The sequence below is a fragment of the Allobaculum sp. genome (assembly GCF_047010065.1).
Classification (GTDB): Bacteria; Bacillota_I; Bacilli_A; order Erysipelotrichales; family Erysipelotrichaceae; genus Allobaculum; species Allobaculum fili.
The window spans coordinates 1-20,891 of the sequence record NZ_JBKXLD010000014.1; the positions used below are offsets into that span (position 1 = coordinate 1).

18 protein-coding genes, 1 CRISPR repeat array and 1 other annotated feature are annotated in these 20,891 nt (G+C 50.1%); of the genes, 7 read left to right on the forward strand and 11 right to left on the reverse strand.

Going from position 1 to position 20,891, the window contains the following annotated elements:
* The 4 genes from ACLUYS_RS02375 to ACLUYS_RS02390 all read left to right on the forward strand — a co-directional run.
* The coding region (locus ACLUYS_RS02375) for a nitrilase-related carbon-nitrogen hydrolase (RefSeq protein WP_412658912.1) at positions 1 to 404 on the forward strand (404 nt) is incomplete at its 5' end.
* A 201-nt stretch (positions 405 to 605) separates the two neighbouring features.
* Entirely contained in the window at positions 606 to 1,355 is a 750-nt protein-coding gene (gene yaaA / locus ACLUYS_RS02380; RefSeq protein ID WP_230267759.1) for a peroxide stress protein YaaA, read from the forward strand.
* Positions 1,345 to 2,082 carry a GTP pyrophosphokinase family protein gene (locus ACLUYS_RS02385; protein ID WP_412658914.1) on the forward strand — a complete coding sequence of 246 codons (738 nt, stop codon included), beginning with the start codon at positions 1,345 to 1,347 and terminating at the stop codon, positions 2,080 to 2,082. Before yaaA ends, ACLUYS_RS02385 begins: the two co-directional genes overlap by 11 nt.
* Positions 2,083 to 2,249: 167 nt before the next feature.
* Positions 2,250 to 2,804, forward strand: coding sequence for a TIGR00730 family Rossman fold protein (locus ACLUYS_RS02390; protein ID WP_230267757.1), 555 nt, complete (start codon positions 2,250 to 2,252; stop codon positions 2,802 to 2,804).
* A 313-nt stretch (positions 2,805 to 3,117) separates the two neighbouring features.
* On the opposite strand, the gene ACLUYS_RS02395 is transcribed toward ACLUYS_RS02390, so the two are convergent.
* From ACLUYS_RS02395 to ACLUYS_RS02430, 8 genes are all read right to left on the reverse strand, one after another.
* Positions 3,118 to 3,879 carry a hypothetical protein gene (locus ACLUYS_RS02395; protein WP_412658915.1) on the reverse strand — a complete coding sequence of 254 codons (762 nt, stop codon included), beginning with the start codon at positions 3,877 to 3,879 and terminating at the stop codon, positions 3,118 to 3,120.
* 251 nt (positions 3,880 to 4,130) lie between these two features.
* Entirely contained in the window at positions 4,131 to 4,556 is a 426-nt protein-coding gene (locus tag ACLUYS_RS02400; RefSeq protein WP_230267755.1) for a hypothetical protein, read from the reverse strand.
* Between the two features lie 748 nt (positions 4,557 to 5,304).
* A complete protein-coding gene (locus ACLUYS_RS02405) occupies positions 5,305 to 6,249 on the reverse strand; it encodes an SPFH domain-containing protein (RefSeq protein ID WP_412658916.1) in 945 nt (314 codons plus the stop codon).
* A 115-nt stretch (positions 6,250 to 6,364) separates the two neighbouring features.
* Positions 6,365 to 6,820 carry an NfeD family protein gene (locus ACLUYS_RS02410; protein ID WP_230267753.1) on the reverse strand — a complete coding sequence of 152 codons (456 nt, stop codon included), beginning with the start codon at positions 6,818 to 6,820 and terminating at the stop codon, positions 6,365 to 6,367.
* Positions 6,821 to 7,213: 393 nt separating this feature from the next.
* Positions 7,214 to 8,290 carry a 3-isopropylmalate dehydrogenase gene (gene leuB, locus ACLUYS_RS02415; RefSeq protein WP_412658918.1) on the reverse strand — a complete coding sequence of 359 codons (1,077 nt, stop codon included), beginning with the start codon at positions 8,288 to 8,290 and terminating at the stop codon, positions 7,214 to 7,216.
* A gap of 221 nt (positions 8,291 to 8,511) precedes the next feature.
* On the reverse strand, positions 8,512 to 9,009 hold the full coding sequence (gene leuD, locus ACLUYS_RS02420; protein ID WP_288339481.1) for a 3-isopropylmalate dehydratase small subunit: 498 nt from the start codon (positions 9,007 to 9,009) through the stop codon (positions 8,512 to 8,514).
* Complete coding sequence (leuC, locus tag ACLUYS_RS02425; RefSeq protein ID WP_412658920.1) at positions 9,002 to 10,303, reverse strand: 3-isopropylmalate dehydratase large subunit; 1,302 nt, start codon at positions 10,301 to 10,303, stop codon at positions 9,002 to 9,004. Before leuC ends, leuD begins: the two co-directional genes overlap by 8 nt.
* A gap of 24 nt (positions 10,304 to 10,327) precedes the next feature.
* On the reverse strand, positions 10,328 to 12,010 hold the full coding sequence (locus tag ACLUYS_RS02430) for a 2-isopropylmalate synthase (RefSeq protein ID WP_412658921.1): 1,683 nt from the start codon (positions 12,008 to 12,010) through the stop codon (positions 10,328 to 10,330).
* A 119-nt stretch (positions 12,011 to 12,129) separates the two neighbouring features.
* Positions 12,130 to 12,354 (reverse strand) — a binding site (T-box leader).
* Between the two features lie 104 nt (positions 12,355 to 12,458).
* On the opposite strand from ACLUYS_RS02430, the gene ACLUYS_RS02435 reads away from it, so the two are divergent.
* From ACLUYS_RS02435 to ACLUYS_RS02445, 3 genes are all read left to right on the forward strand, one after another.
* A complete protein-coding gene (locus ACLUYS_RS02435) occupies positions 12,459 to 13,049 on the forward strand; it encodes a YigZ family protein (RefSeq protein WP_288339477.1) in 591 nt (196 codons plus the stop codon).
* Between the two features lie 191 nt (positions 13,050 to 13,240).
* Positions 13,241 to 13,525, forward strand: a complete 285-nt coding sequence (locus ACLUYS_RS02440; protein WP_230267747.1) for a hypothetical protein — start codon at positions 13,241 to 13,243, stop codon at positions 13,523 to 13,525.
* Positions 13,526 to 13,724: 199 nt separating this feature from the next.
* Entirely contained in the window at positions 13,725 to 14,267 is a 543-nt protein-coding gene (locus ACLUYS_RS02445) for an HAD family hydrolase (protein WP_288876749.1), read from the forward strand.
* Between the two features lie 364 nt (positions 14,268 to 14,631).
* Here ACLUYS_RS02445 and ACLUYS_RS02450 read toward each other — a convergent pair whose 3' ends face one another.
* From ACLUYS_RS02450 to csn2, 3 genes are all read right to left on the reverse strand, one after another.
* On the reverse strand, positions 14,632 to 15,885 hold the full coding sequence (locus ACLUYS_RS02450) for a serpin family protein (RefSeq protein ID WP_230266614.1): 1,254 nt from the start codon (positions 15,883 to 15,885) through the stop codon (positions 14,632 to 14,634).
* Positions 15,886 to 16,157: 272 nt separating this feature from the next.
* On the reverse strand, positions 16,158 to 16,721 hold the full coding sequence (locus ACLUYS_RS02455) for a DUF2752 domain-containing protein (RefSeq protein WP_288876752.1): 564 nt from the start codon (positions 16,719 to 16,721) through the stop codon (positions 16,158 to 16,160).
* A gap of 347 nt (positions 16,722 to 17,068) precedes the next feature.
* Positions 17,069 to 20,142: direct repeats of the CRISPR family, unit length 36 nt; unit sequence GGCGATCAGCCTTCTGAAATTACAAAGCTCTCAGAC.
* 58 nt (positions 20,143 to 20,200) lie between these two features.
* Complete coding sequence (gene csn2 / locus ACLUYS_RS02460; protein ID WP_230266621.1) at positions 20,201 to 20,890, reverse strand: type II-A CRISPR-associated protein Csn2; 690 nt, start codon at positions 20,888 to 20,890, stop codon at positions 20,201 to 20,203.
* Between the last annotated feature and the right edge of the window lies 1 nt (position 20,891).

Here is a 20,891-nt window from a genome sequence, read left to right on the forward strand (position 1 = left end):
TTCCGGAAGTCTGCCGCCTGCTTTGCGAAGACTGCTTTTTACTGGCGGTGTGCGCCGGCTTTAACGTCCATGCCGGCAAAAAGCACTGGGCGCCGCTGATCCAGACGCGGGCGATGGAAAACGAAGTGTTCGTGCTGGCTGCTAATCCGGCCCACGCGGACTATGGATCGTACCAGAGCTACGGCCATTCCATGGCCGTGTCGCCCGACGGTCAGATTCTCGCTGCTCTCAATGGCGAAGAAGGTCTGCTTCTGGTCGACATCGATCCAGACCAGGTCCAGAAAATCCGGCACCGCTCCCCGTTCTGGTCTTTGCGACGGCTGGATCTCTACGATCTGCAGGCTAAGGGAAATGTCCTGCAGACCATAGGATTCAAGTCGGAAAAAACGCCAGCGGACCACTGAGCGTCCGGCCTGTTCTGCCCGGCAAAAAAGCGTAAAACAAAAGGAGCTGTCCCAAGAGCGAAGCAAATGCCGCGCCAGAGACAGCCACTTTGTCCTATCCTGATCTTTTCGGGTCTGTACGCGCAGCCTGCACTTCTTTTTGCGGTCCTGGCCTTTCGGGATTGAGGCATACAGCCTGCCGATTTTCCCTATAATAGAGACGTGAAAATTATTCTCTCTCCCGCGAAAAAGATGAAAGTTCGCGACGACCACGAATTTGAATTAACAAGACCTGCGTTTCTGCCCGAACACGATCAGCTCAGTCGCCTTTTGCAGGCGATGAGCCGCGACGAGCTGCAGGCGCTCTACGGCTGTTCCGAGCGCACGCTTGAACCCGTCTATCAGGCGCTTCTGCAGGAAAAAGAAGGCATTGTCCCTTTGAAAACGCCCGCGCTGCTTGCCTATGACGGCATCGCCTTTACGTACATGGCTCCCGGCGTCTTTGAAGACGCGCAATGGACTTACGTGCAGGCGCATGTGCGCATTCTCAGCGCGCTGTATGGCGTACTTCGCCCGCTCGATGGCATTACGCCCTATCGTCTGGAAATGGCCCAGCAGATTCCGGCCCTTGGCCAGAGTCTTTACGCCTTCTGGGGCGATCGGCTGGCCAGTGCGCTGGAAGACGAGACCGTGATCAACCTGGCATCCAAGGAATATTCCCGCGCCGTCAGTCCGTATATTCGTCTGATTGACGTTCACTTTTATGAAGAAGACGAAAAGGGAAAGCGGCGCGAAAAAGGCGTCTATGCCAAAATAGCCCGCGGCCAGATGGTCCGCTTTCTCGCCGACCGACAGGCAGAAGAGCCGGATGTCATGAAAGACTTTGACGAAATGGGCTACGCGTATGACGCGGCCTCTTCCGATGCGAACTGTTTTAATTTTGTCCGAAAGGAGGACAGTCATGGAAAGTGAAAACGAAAAAGAGGAATGGAACGACAGAAGCTGGAAACAGCTGATGGAAACCTGCCTCAAGACGCACGACTACATTCTCCGCTCTGTCCTGAACCTCAAATACGATCTCGAACGCAACCGCAATCACTCGCTGATCCGCTCGATCAGCGGCCGCTTGAAAACGATGGACAGCCTGTCCGCCAAACTGCAGCGGCTAGGCTATGAAGTCACGGTAAAAGACGCGGCCGAAGTGCTGCACGATATTGTGGGCATTCGAATCGTCTGTTCCTATCTCAACGATATTTACTCCGCGATTGAGCGCCTGCAGACGCTCGACCGCATCCAGATCACGGAAATCAAGGATTACGTCGCGCATCCAAAACCTTCGGGCTATCGCTCGGTCCATGTGATCGGACTGTGCGATATTACCGGAGAGAACATTCAGTTTGAAATCCAGCTGCGCACGACCGCCATGGATTCCTGGGCAGCGCTCGAACACCAGATGCGCTATAAGAAGGATCTTCCCGAAAGCACCTTCGTCAACCAGGAACTTTATGAATGCGCGCAGATGCTTTTTGAAACGGACTGCCGCATGCAGACGATTCACAGCTATCTGCACGACCGGCGCGCCGCGCAAAATCTCGAAATGGAAGCGGCGATTGAAGACGAGGAAACCGAAACGGACATCGTGACCAACGGCCATCTGGCTGCAGACACCGATCCCGTTTCTTCTACCTCCAAAGCCTGAGCCCCTTTCGACGTTTCAAACTTTCAAATTTCCGGCAGAGTTGTCGATTTGTCACCGGATTTGCGGCGGACTGTTCTTTTGAAGGCTTTGCATTTTGCAGCAAAGCCGGATTATTTATTTATTCATTTCAAACAAAACCATTCTCATTCAGACAGGAGGGATACGTTATGCGTACTCCAGGAATTTGCGTATACGGCGGCTCGAGCAACGCCGTCGATCAGAAATATTTAGATGCAGCTTTTGAAATTGGTGCGGGCATTGCTTCGCGCGGCTGGATGTTAGTCAACGGAGCCGGCGATACCGGCATGATGGGCGCGGCGACCCGCGGCTGTCTCAGCAAAAACGGCCAGACGATTGGCATTGCCCCGTATTTTTTCCAGCAGCCCGGCGTTCTTTTTGAAGAAGGCAAGGATACCGTCTTTACGCGCACGATGCGTGAGCGCAAGGCGTTCATGGAATCGCTGTCGACCGCCTTTATCGTTACGCCAGGCGGCATCGGCACGCTCGAAGAATTTTTTGAAATCATCACGCTCAAGCAGCTTGGCCAGCTTAACGCGCCGCTGATCATTCTCAACCTTGATCACTACTACGATTCCCTGTTTGCGGCCATGCACGACATGGAAAAAGCCGGTTTCATTCACGAATCGGTTTTCTCGCTCTGTGAAATCGCCGACAGCGTCGAACAGACGTTCGAAATTCTCGACCGCGATCTTGCCCGCTAGTTCGAATTTAAAAATTTTATATGCATCAGCCGCTTTCCTTGCGGCTGATTTTTTTATTTTCAGGCCATCCAGAATCCGTAACGGGAAAAGAAAACGGGCATCGAGCCCGCCTTTTCGGATGTCTTTTCGCGGACGATTCTTCGACCGCTCTGTCCGACGCTTCGCTTGGAGCGTCTTCTGCTGGAGAAGCGGAATAAGAAAAGCACAGAGAACTTCGTGACTGTTGTGAAGTTCTCTGTGCAAAAAGTCTGTTTCATGAGCTGTTTTTGTTTTCCTCTCCAGCTGCAAAGACCGTAAGAGCGCAGTTCAAAACCTATTCGGGTAAAGCGGGTAAAGGCAGATCGTCTTTTGGAAGACGGTCCGCAGAAGACGTATAAAACGCGATGCCTTCCTCTTTCCATCCCTGCGCAGCGAGCCACGCATATTCCGCTTTGTCCGTGGTGAAATGATGCGCTCCGCTTTTGGCATTCGGATTATAGAGACGATATACCGGAATCTGATCTTCACTATCCGCGTTCAGCACCGTGCCGTCCAGCAGCCAGCCCTGTTTTTCCAGGTAGTCTGCCTCTTTCTTTTCCTGCGTATAGTGATGATCGCCCGCATTTGGATTATACAAGCGGTAGATCGGAGCGCTCGAATCGGCCGCATTCAGCCAGCTGATCGACTCATAACTCCAGCCCGCCTGCGCGAGTACCGTCTTTTCGTTGAGATCGGATGTGTACAGATGTTCCCCTGTATTTGGGTTGTACAGGCGGTAGACCGAACCGATTCCAGAAATATAGATGGCTACGCTCTCCACGGTCTCGGGGCGGATATCTTTCCAGTCGGGATCCTGCTTCTTCAGCGCTTCAATCGATTCCGCGGAATACTGCCAGTCCGCCGTAACATAGGCAACGCCTTCCTTTTTTGCGCTCCAGTTGCCTTCTTCGCTGACATCCAGTAAATCCGGCGTCTGCGAGCGAAGTTCGATTTTTCCGGTCGGCTGAACATTGCCGATCTTCAAAAAATCGGTCTGAAACGTCCCGGTCTGCCCTGGCTGGACATAGCGAAAATCATCCGCATTCCGAAACTCCACCTTGCCTACACTGGTCTGCGTTTTTGCATAGAGGCTTGCGGGCAAGAACGCGGCTGTGACAGCGCTGAGCAGTACGGCTTTTCCCAGGCTTTTCGTTTTGTGATTCAGGACATTTTCCTCCAGATGAACGACAAAAACAGACAGCGTTTTCTGCCTTTTCGCCTGCAGGAATCGGATCGTCCTGTTTCTGAGCGGATCCGTCCTGAAAAAGACGAGCTTTGACTGCCGTTTTTCATTCGGTAAGCGATCGTCTAAATCTGTATCGCTAGTTTGAGAATACTATGCGTCTTTTGTAACTGCCAGTTTTTTTGTCGTATTTGTCCGGTAAGGATACAAACCTCTGCGACGGATGCAGATTCGATCGGAAGGAATTCTCCAGAAAGAGAGAGAGCCGTTTCTCTTTCCTGTCTGCCCCTCTTTCTCACATCCTCTTCCTTGCATCGATCTGTTTTTTGAGGAGAAGGCAATGCCTTGGGCGCATCCTTCTTTGTCTCGATTGCTGATCTGGTTTGTGCGGGAAAAGAGCGTTTTCCTGGCAAAGCATCCGGATGGTTTTCTCGAACCGAATCCCTTTTCGAGCAAAAACGCGAATACGAAACCGTCCAGGGAGTCTTTCGGATCGTGTTTTCCGGTATTTTACCGGGCACTTTTTGTTTGATTTTCCAATGATTTTCCATTTACCTTTCCCATTTTCCGCTTTGTTTCCCTCTTGTTTTCACCGTGTTTTCCTAGTTTTACTTTTATTTTACCTTTTTAGTTGTCTTTTTAAAATCGGTACTAATTCTCACAATTCCGGATAGTCATTTGCACTTTTTAAAATATTTTTAAGAAATCGAACAAGTTTGTACTGTTTTTTATCCCGGGGAAACGGTAACATTGTTAAAAAGTGCAAACTTTTTTAGTTTTCTTTTGTTGTGTGCATTGATTATATCTTGTGCTGAACGTAATCTATAACCGTAAAGATTTTAGTAAATAACTGCCCACGTTTACTAAATGACATTACCTGTTTTTTTGGCTCCGATCGAACAAAAGCAGCAGCCGGATTCATGTACCGTTCATAATCCCTTCATACCGTCATGAAACGGCTTCTAAACATCACGTCACGCTTTACAGCCGCACTCTGCATCTTCCCTTCATTTTCCCCCTATCATTCCCAATTATTCTTTCTCATCCGGGCTTTCCCCCCTTCGCCCGACGGCAGCCCGATTCCTCTTTTTGGGAAGCGTGCAGAAAATCCGCTCTCATTTCCCCCCTCTTTTTCGGAGCGCGGATTTATTGAATTTAGACAGAAAAGCACAGACAGCCTCGTCATCTGTCTGTGCTTTTCTGTTTCTTCCCTTTTCCCTTTCGTTTCGCTTTAGACATTAGAAAGACCGTCGTCTTTGCGGGACGACGGTCTGCTGGATTTGTGAATGAAATGCGGCTTTACGCTTTGGCGCTGTCGCTTCCCTCTGGATCCGGTTTGGATACGGCGGAAACGATGCCCTGAGCCAGAGCTGCTGCTCCCTGAATTTCGGAAGGAATGATAATTTTGGTGGCTTTGCCGTCGGCAGCTTTTTCAAACGCTTCGAGCGCCTTGAGGCGAAGCACTTCATCGGTAATGCCGCTTTCGGCTAAGTAGCGCAGACCTTCTGCGGTCGCTTTCTGTACCGCCTTGATGGCTTCGGCTTTACCCAGCGCTTCTTCTACCATCGCCTTGCGGGAAGCCTGCGCTTCAAGAATGGCCGCTTCCTGGCGTCCCTGGGCAACGAGAATCGTCGATTCCTTTTCCCCTTCGGCACGCAAAATCTTTTCACGGCGTTCCCGCTCGGCTTTCATCTGCTTTTCCATGGCTTCCTGAATCGACTGCGGCGGCATGATGTTTTTCAGCTCGACGCGGTTGATTTTGATGCCCCACGGATCGGTAGCTTCATCCAGCGTAGCGCGCATTTTGGTATTGATATCATCACGGGAAGTGAGTGTCCGGTCGAGATCCATTTCACCGATAATGTTTCGCAGCGTTGTCGCAGTCAGATTTTCGATCGCGCTCATCGGGTTTTCCACCCCGTACGTAAACAGTTTTGGATCCGTAATCTGGAAGTAGATCACGGTATCGATGTGCATCGTGACGTTGTCTTTCGTAATGACAGCCTGCGGCGGGAAGTCCGCTACCTGTTCCTTGAGATCGACTTTGTTTGCGATTTTATCGATCACCGGAATCTTGAAGTGAAGACCGACGTCCCAGGTTTCGAGATACGTTCCCAGCCGCTGAATGACATAGGCATGGGCCTGCGGAACGATCCGCACGATACTCTGGACCAGACCGGTCAGCACGAGCAGAGCGACGATGACGAGAATGACAATTGTGATCAGTTTAAAAATTGTGGGCATACAGCGATTTCCTTTCGTATACGAGAATTCCTTACAGTCTCTTTTTCACTGCCCTTTCGGGATCAGCTTTATTTCTGTTTTTCGATATCCTTTTGCGTCTTTAGACAGCCTGGACTCATTCTTTCGTGCCCGGCGGTGTCTGCAGCGGCTCGACTTCAAGCGTAACGCCATGAAGACGCAGCGTTCGAACCAGACTTCCGGCTTCGACGGCGGAAGAACACGATGCTTTCCAGTCCCGGCCTTCCACAAGTACGCGTCCATCCTGGCTGGGACGAATCGTCTCGGTTACCCGTCCCGTCTTGCCCAGATACACCTGCGCGCCGTCCGGTTCGGGCTGAAAGTGAAATGCACGGATCAGCCGGCGATGAATCAGAACAAAGGAAAGAACGGAAACCAGCGCAAACAGAAGAATCTGCAGCCAGAGAGCGGCGTGAAGCAGAGCAGCAAGTGCGGCGACGCCAGCGCCGATCGCAAACCAGCAGCTGACCATGGAAACGGTCATGGCTTCTACAATTCCGAAGAGAACCGCCAGAGCGCCCCAGATCCAGGGCATCATTTCCAGAAAATCCATGCATCCTTCCTCCTTTTTGATCTCGATAGTTCGATTATATCGACGGGCTATCTTTCCAGAAGGACTTAAGAATAATTTCATCGCTTCTTAGTGATTCCTTTTTCCTTTGACAAAAAGAATCCCGCATTTATTCCTTGTTTTTTCCCGTTCCTTAAACCGGTGCACAAAGAAGCGCGGGCTGTGCAGAAAAGCGGTCTTCAGCCGGCACTTTCCCAGCAGGGAAAAGGCCGGCTGAAAACCGCTTCTGACTGTTCTATATAGTTTTGATAGTTTTGGAATTTTTTTGGCTATATCCCTGGGGATGGATTTGCGATTTGACTGGGATATCCTTTCCCTCCCAAATCCGGCCTGGCGACCGACTGACCGGTAAAGCCGCTGAGTACAGTAAAAAATTCAGTCAGCGAGTTCTTCGAGCAGCGCATCTGTCATTTCGCGGGTGCCGACCTGCGTCATACCCTCGCTCATCATATCGGCTGTACGCAGCCCTTTATTGAGCACCGCTTCGACGCCCTTTTCGATGGCGGACGCTTCTTCTTCCATGCCAAAGGAATAGCGAAGCATCATGGCGGCGGAGAGAATGCACGCCAGCGGATTCACGAGGTTCTTTCCCGCAATGTCGGGAGCCGACCCGTGGATCGGCTCATAAAGGCCCCGTGTGCCTTCGCCAAGCGAGGACGAGGGGATCATGCCGATCGAGCCGGTAATTTCGGACGCTTCATCGGAAAGGATGTCGCCAAACATGTTTTCGGTGACGATCGTATCGAACTGCGCGGGATTTTTGCAGATCTGCATGGCGGCGTTGTCCACAAACATCACATCGAAATCCACTTCCGGATAGTCTTTCGCCAGATCGTAGAGAACGGCTCTCCAGAGGCGGGACGTATCGAGGACATTGGCTTTATCGACCAGGGTAAGCTTTTTGTTTCGCTTCATGGCCGTTTCAAAGCCGACTTTGCCGATGCGGCGGATTTCGTTTTCATCGTATGGCATGAGATCGAGCGCCTGACGGACGCCGTTCACTTCTTTTGTGGTGTGTTCGCCAAAGTAGACGCCGCCAGTCAGTTCGCGCACGATGACAAAATCGATACCCTGATCGGTAATTTCCTTTTTGAGCGGGGACGCGCCGGCCAGCTGCGGCCAGATTTTCGCCGGGCGCAGGTTTGAGAACAGGCCCATGCCCTTGCGCAGAGCCAGCAGGCCTTTTTCCGGCCGTTTGTCTCCCGGCAGACCTTCCCACTTTGGACCGCCGACGGCACCGAGCAGGACTGCATCCGCCGCAAGGCATTTGTCGAGTTCGCTTTGCGGGAGCGGTTCGCCAAACTGGTCAATGGCGTCGCCGCCCATGGCGATTGGCACATACGTCCATTCGTGATTGTATTTTTCGGCAATTCGATCGAGTACGCGCAGCGTCTGTTCGACGATTTCGCGCGACGAGCAGTCGCCGCGAATGACACCGATGGTTTTGTTCATGGTTTTTCTCTCCGTATTTCGGTTTTTCTCTTTTAACGCTTTGTTTTATATTGCTTTGTTTTTAACGGTTCGTTTTCAGCGTTTTGTCTTTCTGTGACTTCGCAGATTCAGAATTCTGTATCTCTGAACGTTTCTTTTGCCGCGTGAAATCCAGAGATGCATATTTCTCTATTTTCTGAGTTTCTGATCGCTTCGATGGACGGCTGAACCGATCTTTCCAATCAGTCTTTTTCCATCTGCCGCAAATAGTTCATCCAGCCGCCCTGACTGATGATGGCCTGAATGAATTCTGGAAACGGCTGGGCTTTCCAGCTTTTGTTCTGCGTTTTGTCGGTAATCGTTCCCGTCGCGAAATCGACTTCGATTTCATCGCCGGCCTGGATCTGGTCCGCAGCTTCTTCACACTCAAGAATCGGCAGCCCGATATTGATGGCGTTGCGGTAAAAAATGCGCGCGAAGGATTTCGCGATGACGCAGGAGATGCCGGCCGTTTTAATCGCCAGCGGCGCGTGTTCACGGCTCGATCCGCAGCCAAAGTTCCATCCCGCGGTAATCAGATCGCCGGCTTTTACCTTTTGCGTAAAGCTGGGATCAATATCTTCCATGCAGTGTTCAGCAAGCGCCTGTGCATCCGGAGTATTGAGATAGCGGGCGGGAATGATGACGTCCGTATCGACGTTGTCAGGATAAAGAAAGGTTTTTCCGCAGGCATTATTCATGAGCGTTGTCCTCCATATCGTCATTCGAATTCAGATCCGGATTTCTCGGATCGGTAATAGATCCAGTCAGGGCGCTGGCGGCGGCGGTGCAGGGCGAAGCGAGGTACACCTCGGAAGTGACATCGCCCATGCGGCCGACAAAGTTTCGGTTGGTGGTGGAAATGCAGCGTTCACCTGGAGCAAGAATGCCCATGTAGCCGCCCAGACACGGACCGCAGGTCGGCGTTGAAACGACAGCGCCGGCTTCAATGAACGCCATCAGATAGCCGTTGGCGATGCACTGCTTGTAAATGTCCATGGTCGCCGGAATGATGATGCAGCGAACACCGTTCGCAACATGACGGCCCTTGAGAATTTCATACGCCGCGTCCATATCTTCCATGCGGCCGTTGGTGCAGCTGCCGATGACAACCTGATCGATCTGAACTTCCCCAGACTCGCTTGCCGGCCGGGTATTTTCCGGCAGGTGCGGCCAGGCCACAACCGGAACGAGCTGATCGAGATCGATTTCGATCGTCTGCTCATAGACGGCATCCGGATCGGCTTCAAAAATAACGGGATTCGCGGCGCCGTGTTCTTTGAGATAGGCGATCGTTTTTTCATCCACGGGGAAAATGCCGTTTTTGGCGCCGGCCTCAATGGCCATATTGCAGATGCAGAGGCGATCGTCCATGGAAAGCGACTGCACGCCCTCGCCCGTGAATTCGAGCGATTTGTAGAGCGCGCCGTCTACACCGATCTGGCCGATCAGCGAAAGGATTACATCCTTGCCGGATACGTACCGGGGCAGCTTTCCCTTCAGGACGACCTGAATAGCGGAAGGCACTTTAAACCACGCCTTACCAGTGGCCATGCCGGCGGCCATATCGGTTGAACCGACGCCGGTCGAAAACGCGCCGAGCGCACCGTATGTACACGTATGGGAATCGGCACCGATCAGGCAGTCGCCCGCGGTTACTCGTCCCTGTTCCGGAAGCAGGGCGTGTTCAATGCCCATCTTGCCGACATCGTAAAAGTGGGAAATTTCATGTTTTTTACAAAAGGAACGGCACGCAGCGGACTGCTTGGCAGCCTTGATGTCCTTATTGGGGACGAAATGATCGAGTACAATGTTGATTTTTTCCGGATCGTATACAGAATCAAATCCGGCTTTTTCAAATTCGGCAATAGCTACCGGGGTCGTAATGTCGTTGCCCAGCACGCCTGTCAGATCCGCTAAAATCAGCTGGCCGGCTTCAACGGAATCGAGACGGGCATGGCTGGCCAGAATTTTCTGGGTCATGGTCATGGCCATAAAGTTCAGTCTCCTCTTCTTCGCTCATGCGAGCGCTTCTTTTTCCTCTTGAATAAAGCGATTGTTCAGCGCAGAGGCGAGGGCGAGAATTCCGGCGAAAATGATATCGGAATCCGTGCCCGCGCCCCATGTGCGGCTGCCGTCCGGCCAGAGCAGACCGACATAGCAGGCAGCGCTGGCGGAAGAATTATTGGAAAGGGAATGTTCGGTATACGTTTCGAGCGTGTATTCCAGACCCGTTCCGCCCTTGATGGCGTTGTTGACCGCGTTCAGGCGGCCGTTTCCGGAGGCGTACCATTCGACTTCCTCGCCCTGATAAATGGCCGAGACGATCGCCTTGAGCGTCTTGCCCTGAATGAAGTGCGCTTCGTGAATATCGAAAGCCGGAGCAGCAAGATTGAGATACGCCGACTGGAAAATTTCGAAAATTTCATCCGGCTTCAGTTCGGAATGGTGGCGGTCCGAAATATCCTTCACTTTATAGCCGAAGTCTTCGCGCATTTTCGGCGGCAGATTGTAGCCGTAGCGCGTTTCGAGAATATAGCCGATGCCGCCTTTTCCGGACTGCGAATTCACACGGATGACATCCGCGTCGTATGTGCGGGAAAGATCCTGCGGATCGATCGGCAAGTAAGGAACGGTCCAGCGGCCTTCGGGATCTTCTTCCTTGCATTTCATGCCTTTGGCAATTGCATCCTGATGGCTTCCCGAGAACGCTGCGAAGACGAGCGAACCCGCATAAGGCTGCCGGTCATGCACATGCATGCGCGTCAGGCGTTCATACGTTTCGACGATTTCCGGCATATTGGAAAAATCGAGGCCCGGATCCACGCCCAGAACGAGCATGTTCATCGCCAGCGTAATCGCATCGACGTTTCCGGTGCGTTCCCCGTTTCCAAAAAGGCAGCATTCCACGCGCTGAGCACCGGCGAGCAGGGCCAGTTCCGTATCGGCGACGCCGGTTCCGCGGTCGTTATGCGGATGCGTGGAAAGAATAATGGACTGACGGTTATGGAGGCGGTCGGAGCAGTACTCAATCTGGTTGGCGTATACGTGCGGAAGCGACATTTCGACTGTAACGGGCAGATTGATGATCATCGGCCGATCGGGTGTCGGCTCCATAATGTCGATTACGGCATTGCAGACGTCGAGCGCAAAGTCCGGTTCGGTTCCGGTAAAGGATTCCGGCGAATATTCAAACAGGAAATTGCCGTCGTATTCCTGGGAAAGCTGCTTGACCAGACGGGCACCGTCCAGCGCGATTTCCTTAATTTCCTCCATGGACTTTTTGAAGACCTGTTCGCGCTGCGCTTTCGAAGTCGAATTATAAAAATGAACCACCGCTTTCGGAGCACCCTGAATGGCTTCAAACGTCTTTCGAATTATGTGTTCCCGGCACTGGGTGAGCACCTGAATGGTGACATCGTCCGGAATGAGATCCTGCTCGATCAGCGTGCGCAGAAATTCATATTCGGTCTGACTTGCGGCCGGAAAGCCGACTTCGATTTCCTTGAAGCCGATGTCGCAGAGCAGCTTGAAAAATTCCAGTTTTTCTTCCAGGGACATGGGCACGATCAGCGCCTGGTTGCCGTCGCGCAGATCGACGGAGCACCAGTACGGCGCCTTGTCCGGATGATCTTTTCTGACCCAGCGGTATTCGCTGGTCTTTGGGGGAAAGTACCCCGGTGAATACTTGTTCGCGTTCATGTAATATCCTCTTTTCTGTTCAGTACGATGAAAATGCAGCCTCTGAGCGTGTGCAAAACGGACAGTCTGTGGTCGCAGAAACGGCGAATATCGAAAAAAAAACGTCTCCTTTCCCAGGGAAAAGAGACGGAATGATCCGCGGTACCACTCTTCTTGCTGCCAGTGCGGCAGCCGCTTAGCGATCCATCAATCGCTTTCTTCTGTAACGGGAATACCCGGAAAGAATTACTGCATTCACTCTTTCAGCTCGAAGGGGAGTATGCCATCATTGTTCTGCGGTCTTTCATCAGCCGGCCGCTTTCTGCAAGAATTCCTGATGGTTTGGTCCTTGTCAGTGCTTTTTGAACGTGTTTTCATTCTAAAAGAGGGGCAAAAAGCCTGTCAACGACTTATGAAAATTGATGAAAATCCATGAAAATAATGTGTGAATTATTCAGAAAGGAAGCTTATGGTCCTCAAAGAAGATGTTGAATTCCGCGAAGAAATCAAAAAAAGCCGTTTTATTACCCTCCTTCACCGGGTAAAAACGATGCCGGAAGCCCGGGAGTTCATCGCGCAGATCAAAAAGGAATACCCGGATGCGACGCACTGCTGCAGCGCCGTAAAAATCGGCGCGCTCACCCATTCCAGCGACGACGGCGAACCCGCTGGAACAGCCGGAAGACCAATGCTGGATGTGCTGCGAAACAGCGAAGCCGATGAAATCTGCGCCGTGGTCATCCGCTATTTTGGCGGTACCCTTTTAGGCAAAGGCGGCCTGGTCCGCGCCTATTCGGGAGGCGTTGCCAATGCGCTCAAAGAAGCTTCCTTTCTGGAAGCGAAAACCTTTACGCTCTACGAACTGCAGACCGGCTACGATCTGGCCGGAAAAGTCGAATCCTGGCTGCATCAGAGCGGCGTTCTCGAACTGCAGGCGGATTACGGCTCAATGGCTGTATTTACCTTTTTAAGCGACCAGAATATGGAAAAGGAAGCTGCGGACCGTTTTTCCGGATCCATCACGATCCAGAAGCGCTGCAGCGTAACGCGCGAGTGCTGAGATTCCGGTCTCCAAACGCGAAAAATGTCAAAAACGCGCCTTATTTTGTCAAGACGCGATTAGAAAAGAAGTGTCTTGCAGACCCTGTTGTGTAAGCGGTTCGCCCCGACACGGAAATTGCACATATTTTGTCTGTTTTTTGACAGAACCTCACTGGTATTCTGTATGCATGAACGGAAAGGAGCATCTCTATGTCATTTGTACTTACCACTCTTCTGATCACACTTGCTTTAGTCTTTTTTGGAAGTATCCTGCTTCCGCTGCTGCCCTTCCTGCTGATTTTTGGATTCCTCAGCCTGCTGTTCCGTCGGCCGACCGTTCGCGTCTACACCCGTTCATTCCAGATGCCGACCGACAGTACATTTAACAGCTTCAGCCGCGAAAAGAATCCGCGCATCGAATCGGGCGCCGACTCCATCCACTCGGATTCCAACGGCGATATCATCGATGCGGAATATACAGAAACCGATCTTTAATCCAATCCAATTTAAAAACTGAACCGGGCCGTCTTCTATACGAAGACGGCCCTTTTTCATACGCTGCTGCGCTATATGTTCATGCGCTAAATATGGATCTTTTTTCGCCAAAATTCTTTCCTTATCTCAAAAGTATCGGCCGGCCAGTAAGAATATCCATAATAACGAAAAGGCCGTCGGCGGACGGCGGGAGGACTTCATGAACGAAAACAATCCATCCAATCGGATTCTCACCTTCGACTGCTATGGGACGCTTCTCAATCTGGACAGCGTCGATCAGGCGCTTGCTCAAATTGCCCGCGCAAATCAGCTGGATCCCCAAAAAGCCTGCGACTATTACAGCCGCTATGAAGATCGGCTCATGTATGGCGAAACTTTTCGCCTATTTGAGTCGCTCGTACGCGAAATTCTCAGCTATGTCGATTTTGAACTGAGCGCGCAAGTCTTTCAGACACAGGCGGAACGGATCCTGCAGGCGTATCGTGAAGCGGAGCCTTTTGAAGAGGTAAAAGAGAGTCTGGCTAAACTTCATGCGCAGGGATGGACCATCGTCCTGATGTCCAATACTTACGAGTCTTTAATGCGTCATCATCTGCAAAAGCTTGGCAGTTCGATTGACCACGTGCTTCTGGCGGATCAGGTACACGCATATAAACCGCAGCTCGTCTTTTTTGAAGAAGCCGAAAAGGCTTTGAATCTCAAAAGCAACACGCACATTCACATTGCCGCCGGCTACTGGTAGGATATGATTCCCGCTGGAAAAATGCGCTGGCCCGCCATTTGGGTCGATCGCAAAAATCATGCACTGTACGCTCGCAGGAAGATGGCCTTAAAAAAGTTTGCTCCCTTCGTGAGCTTCCCAGCCTTCTGGAAACCTTCAGTTAGAACACAGCAATTTGCGCGCCGACAGCGATTCGAATTCATTTCGTTCGAACACAGCTCCTGTCCATTTTGAATGACGAGAAATGTTCAGAGTGCGCAGCGCCTAAACGATACGAAAAAGACGGTTTCATCGAATTTCAGAAACGTTCGACGAAGCCGTCTTTTCGCAGTTTGAAGAATACAGAGGAACGTCTGAGAATCGCTCTCCCCCTTTTTACCGTTTTCTACTTCAAGCCTGCAGATTCAGTTGGTATTGAATTCTGAATGCCTATGAAAACGGGGGTTCCGGTTTCGATATCCACAATCAAATAGAGGAATGGCCGGTTGCAGGCAATATAAATTGGATCTTCCTCGACACGAGCCGACTCTTCAACCATCCCGACATCGGTCGCCGCGGCCGCTTTTGTTCCCTGGGCATTCAGCAAAAGGCGGCTTTTCTGATTTACAGCGCCGATCTTCAATTTCGTGGATTTAGACATCCCTGAGAAATCCGCGAGATCGCTGAAAGGCAGATCCATACCCAGCTTCTGGAGGGCGTCCTTTAAAGAAAAGGCGCTTTCCACTTCAAATGGCGGCATTGTGGCGTGCACATCCCGCTGCTGCGGAGTCTGAATCGCCTTTTCGAGTCCACTGCTGTCGATTTTCTGAAGGGCTTCATCGATCGTCTTCTGCTCATCTTTGGGAATGAGCGCGCAAAGCGCATAGCGTCCGCCTTCATAAGGGCGCATAAATCCGTGGACGCTGCCCGCATCCACATACTGATCTTCGATGCTTAGCATTGCGTCGCATTCCTGACTTTCGCCACTGGCGGCCGTGAAAGTGAAGCGCGTAATATCTTCCGACTCGTATGAGGTTTGCCATTTTGCGTCAAAATTTATGGCGTTCAGCAAAAGCAGACTGAGCGATTCAATCTCGCTGGAATCGACCATCTTAGAAATCTGTCCATCCGTTTTCTGACTGACCCAGTCATTAATCTGATCCGCCGCTTTTGAATCGAACGCCGACTCGAAGCCTTCCGCATCATAGTCCTCTTTCAGAACATCCAGATAGGAAGAATCGAGCTCTGTATCTTTGACCCAGATCGAATTGGCTATTTGCAATTGTCTGTTTTCGCCTTCTGCGGACTGAATCGCGCTCGCCGATAATTCGCGCATCGTCTTTACGTCTGTTCCCAGCGTTTTTTCGATTTCTTCAAGCGTCTTCCCATCAGCACCCTGCGCCGCCATGCCCAGCGCGAAATAGGCGGAAAGCGGGGAGACTAGCGCGTCTTTTCCATCCTCATAAAGCTCGTTAAATAAATTCCAGGAAAAGGTGAAAAGCGAAGCTTTCTGCTGATCCGAAAGCTGAACAACTGCGGCTGGCTGCTGTGCAGAATTTTCATTTTGTAAAGATTCAGAACTGCCCTTCTGAGGTGCAGTTGTGCATCCGACACACGCCAGGCAGGCTGAAAGCAGAATAAAAGCGGATTTCTTTTTCATGCTGAAAATCTCCTTTCCAAGTTTATGCGAATTGAGAATTTGGATTGTTCCTGTATTCGTAAAATGTATTTTTTAAGCAGATCCCTATTCCTGATTCCATTGTATCGGGCGCTTTGTGCCGCCTTTTTAACATTCCCTGAAAATTTTCAAAACTTTATTCGCCATTCTCCAATCCAACTGGCTTCCGCTGTGTGAAGGCTCGCAAATGGAAAAAGCCCTGGATCATCCAAGGCTCTTCTTCCATTTATTACAAATCTGCCTTTCCATAACGGCTATCTGAATAGCGCGACTGCCCGTCCTAGCAGATTTCCTGCATAGGAATCCATCGGCCACGCCGGAAAAACTGTAATCATCCGAAAAATATAAATTCCAATCGTGATTGCGGTGACAAATCCAAATAAAACTAAAAACCAGTTCTCTTTCAATCTGCCGGTCCACCAGGCAAAAATTGTGCACAGGACAAATGGAATCCAGATCCAGATCGCCGGATTATAAATTGTCGCTTCATAAAAATGAAATGTCAGCAGAGAGAAAAATGCGTGGAGCATTCCGCAGCCTGGACACGGCATGCCAAAGGCAATCTGAAAAATGCAAGTTCTTCCAAACATAAGGTAGCCGAGCGCACATGCTGCACACAGAGCAACTAATATCAAAAGCATCTGCTGAATCTGTCGTCGCGTTGGTCGGCTTTGCTTTTTTTCATCGTGCATGGGTTCCAAAACCTCTGCAGTTGTGAGCTCAGGGATTTTTCTCATGAATTCTGACGTCAATGGCGGTGGATAGAGCTTAGTTTGATGTGAACAGTCTGACGTTTTTCCGTTCGATTTAAATGGCATATTCAGAACAAGCCCTCCCTTATATTTATCTACCAGTTTCTACTTATCATCTAGTTCTGTTCCAAATCTGCATTTTTTAACTTGCTAACTGTCGAGCACACCCAATTGATATCTGTCTTAATAAACAACTTATCATCGTGCATAGCGTAAAGGAATAATTCTATTCGGTATGATCAAAACAGTTCTAAGGCAAAAAGCTATTGGAAAATATTCTGTCTATTTTGTTTAGAAACAATTACTCAAAATACTTCTTAGAAATTTCCAGGCAAGTGAATTGGTTTGATTACTGTCCTCCTGAAATCCCAATGCTCTCAGACTTACGCTCAGCTTCCACCGATTTCTCCCGTGGCGACCAGCCTTCTGAAATTACAAAGCTCTCAGACAGCGGAAGACTGGGAGCTTCTGGATCTGCTGGCGATCAGCCTTCTGAAATTACAAAGCTCTCAGACCTATGTCCGTCGACATGCAGAAAGGCATCGAGCGATCAGCCTTCTGAAATTACAAAGCTCTCAGACTCGTGCGAGCGCACGATTCCAGAAGTCAAGGGCGATCAGCCTTCTGAAATTACAAAGCTCTCAGACGAGCGTTCAGCGCGTTTAACACTTTTGAAAGGCGATCAGCCTTCTGAAATTACAAAGCTCTCAGACCTTCCATTTGGACAACGGGAAACAAAGCGGGGCGATCAGCCTTCTGAAATTACAAAGCTCTCAGACAGAACGTCAAGCGGTTCAGTTCGCCCCCGTGGCGATCAGCCTTCTGAAATTACAAAGCTCTCAGACATGACGGAAAGCAGCAGATGAAGACCATCGGGCGATCAGCCTTCTGAAATTACAAAGCTCTCAGACCGCATCTGACACCCCATCGTGATTTGCTTTGGCGATCAGCCTTCTGAAATTACAAAGCTCTCAGACAAGACCATGCAGCCGGATCAGGCACCGGACGGCGATCAGCCTTCTGAAATTACAAAGCTCTCAGACGAGTCGATGTATGACCGCATTGAAGAGGCTGGCGATCAGCCTTCTGAAATTACAAAGCTCTCAGACCTGTATATGGAAATGGGCACAGGGAAAACCGGCGATCAGCCTTCTGAAATTACAAAGCTCTCAGACATGGCTTTCCGCTGCTGTTTCGTGCGGTTGGGCGATCAGCCTTCTGAAATTACAAAGCTCTCAGACTTCGACTCATCCACTATGACCATCGTCTGGGGCGATCAGCCTTCTGAAATTACAAAGCTCTCAGACGCGCTTCAAAGCGCAATGAAGATATTGCACGGCGATCAGCCTTCTGAAATTACAAAGCTCTCAGACCTCTTTCCAGTCCGCTGAACATCCGTTCATGGCGATCAGCCTTCTGAAATTACAAAGCTCTCAGACTTCTCGATTAATGACATCCGTTTGATTCTCGGCGATCAGCCTTCTGAAATTACAAAGCTCTCAGACTGGTGCCGTTTGAGGTGGGCGCAGTCGGAATGGCGATCAGCCTTCTGAAATTACAAAGCTCTCAGACACTACAGAGGCAACGTCTGAAGGCAGCAAAGGCGATCAGCCTTCTGAAATTACAAAGCTCTCAGACTCTGAGTAAAGCCAGACATCGCCATCGGCAGGCGATCAGCCTTCTGAAATTACAAAGCTCTCAGACCAGTGATCGATCAGGCAAGCTCAGGCGTTCGGCGATCAGCCTTCTGAAATTACAAAGCTCTCAGACACGATTATATCGAGAATTCGTCCTCCAGAAGGCGATCAGCCTTCTGAAATTACAAAGCTCTCAGACAATGTTTTTTTAATTTCGAACATATGTATCGGCGATCAGCCTTCTGAAATTACAAAGCTCTCAGACGGTTTCTCTGGCTGAAGCAAATAGTCTGCTGGCGATCAGCCTTCTGAAATTACAAAGCTCTCAGACCCACCCTGAGAACAGCGAGGAAGACGAATGGGCGATCAGCCTTCTGAAATTACAAAGCTCTCAGACACACTTGATCGTTTGGTTGCCGCCAGAAATGGCGATCAGCCTTCTGAAATTACAAAGCTCTCAGACCTGCAAAGCTCCAGTATGTTCTGTACCCAAGGCGATCAGCCTTCTGAAATTACAAAGCTCTCAGACACATAAGGAAAGGGCGGGACAAAAGGTATTTGGCGATCAGCCTTCTGAAATTACAAAGCTCTCAGACCAGAGCCTTCCGTCTCTACCGGGATACTTAGGCGATCAGCCTTCTGAAATTACAAAGCTCTCAGACGAAGTACGAGGGCGTTGGCTGGATCGCGCCGGCGATCAGCCTTCTGAAATTACAAAGCTCTCAGACGAAGTACGAGGGCGTTGGCTGGATCGCGCCGGCGATCAGCCTTCTGAAATTACAAAGCTCTCAGACACATCAAACGCATTGTCGACAAAGCGGCAAGGCGATCAGCCTTCTGAAATTACAAAGCTCTCAGACACTCAAGTCGGCGCTTAACTGCTCTGACTTGGCGATCAGCCTTCTGAAATTACAAAGCTCTCAGACACTTCGTAAACCTGACCGATCCCCTCGGTGGGCGATCAGCCTTCTGAAATTACAAAGCTCTCAGACCCTGGCGTGCGAATAGCGCCATCTTTTGTTGGCGATCAGCCTTCTGAAATTACAAAGCTCTCAGACCGGGATGTCCCAATCCCAGACGGGCTCATCGGCGATCAGCCTTCTGAAATTACAAAGCTCTCAGACCCAAGAGGTACCCGGGCGGCGGGTATTTCGGGCGATCAGCCTTCTGAAATTACAAAGCTCTCAGACGGTAAAACTTGAAAACGGTAAATATCGACTGGCGATCAGCCTTCTGAAATTACAAAGCTCTCAGACCCCTTAATATCGTTGGAGATAATCCCTTTGGGCGATCAGCCTTCTGAAATTACAAAGCTCTCAGACACATCGGACTGGGGCGAAATGCTTGTTCTGGGCGATCAGCCTTCTGAAATTACAAAGCTCTCAGACATCTCTGGCGCTACAGCGGAAGATATGAACGGCGATCAGCCTTCTGAAATTACAAAGCTCTCAGACACCAATCCTGACTGTGTGCGTGATCTGAAAGGCGATCAGCCTTCTGAAATTACAAAGCTCTCAGACGGGGTTTCGTCCGTATCTGCAAGGTACTATGGCGATCAGCCTTCTGAAATTACAAAGCTCTCAGACGCCCAGGTCCACCGTCAGCTCTTCGCCTCTGGCGATCAGCCTTCTGAAATTACAAAGCTCTCAGACTATGCGGGCGCTGAACGGACTCATTAAGAAGGCGATCAGCCTTCTGAAATTACAAAGCTCTCAGACGGCTGTATGACTTTTTAGAAAGGCGGTGAGGGCGATCAGCCTTCTGAAATTACAAAGCTCTCAGACAGCGGCATCATGGATCTGGCCGCAGCATCCGGCGATCAGCCTTCTGAAATTACAAAGCTCTCAGACCTCAAAAAGAATATTTTGTTTGATAAAACAATCTTTTTAGAGCATCTTCACCGAGCTTCTATCTTATTATCCTGCTTTTCTTGATCAGGCAAAGGTCGGAATCAATAGTTAAAACATTTTCGTTGGGATACGCTTTTTCATCTGCTGATTCTATAAAGAGCAGGACGATCTTTGTCTGTATGGAGGTTTTAACAATCTCGTCCAATTCTGTCTCTGTGTAAAAAGAACTGGGATGGAGAAATACCATCAGCCGGTCGCGAAGAAGCTGCGAACTGATTTTAATCCATTCCTGGATTACGCTCACATCATCTTCGCCGGCTAAATTTGGGGAAAAATGGAAGTTGCAGAGCTTCAAAAAGCCATTAATATCCCCGTTAAAATCTGAAGCGATTGTCAGATATGGCAGTTTTTCCATCACAGCTTCCGAGAACCGCCCAAAAGTGGCCAGCATCTCTGTTGTGACTAATTCATAAACCTGACATATCTGACGTGCTTCTTTTATAACTGCATTGGAAACCTGTCGAGAGTTAAAATCGACAGAGCTCGGATTGCTGATTATTTGGATTTCAGATGGAGAAATCCATTTGGATCCTTCTCCATCCAAAAACGCAAATTCCTCAGATATTCCGTCGCAAAAATCGTTAAGATCTTTTACAAACTTTCTGAAGTGAGCTGGATTCTCCAAGCAAATCGTTAAAGGCTGATTTTCAGAAAGCTGTTCAGATATTCCGAAGGGCGAGTAAGCCATT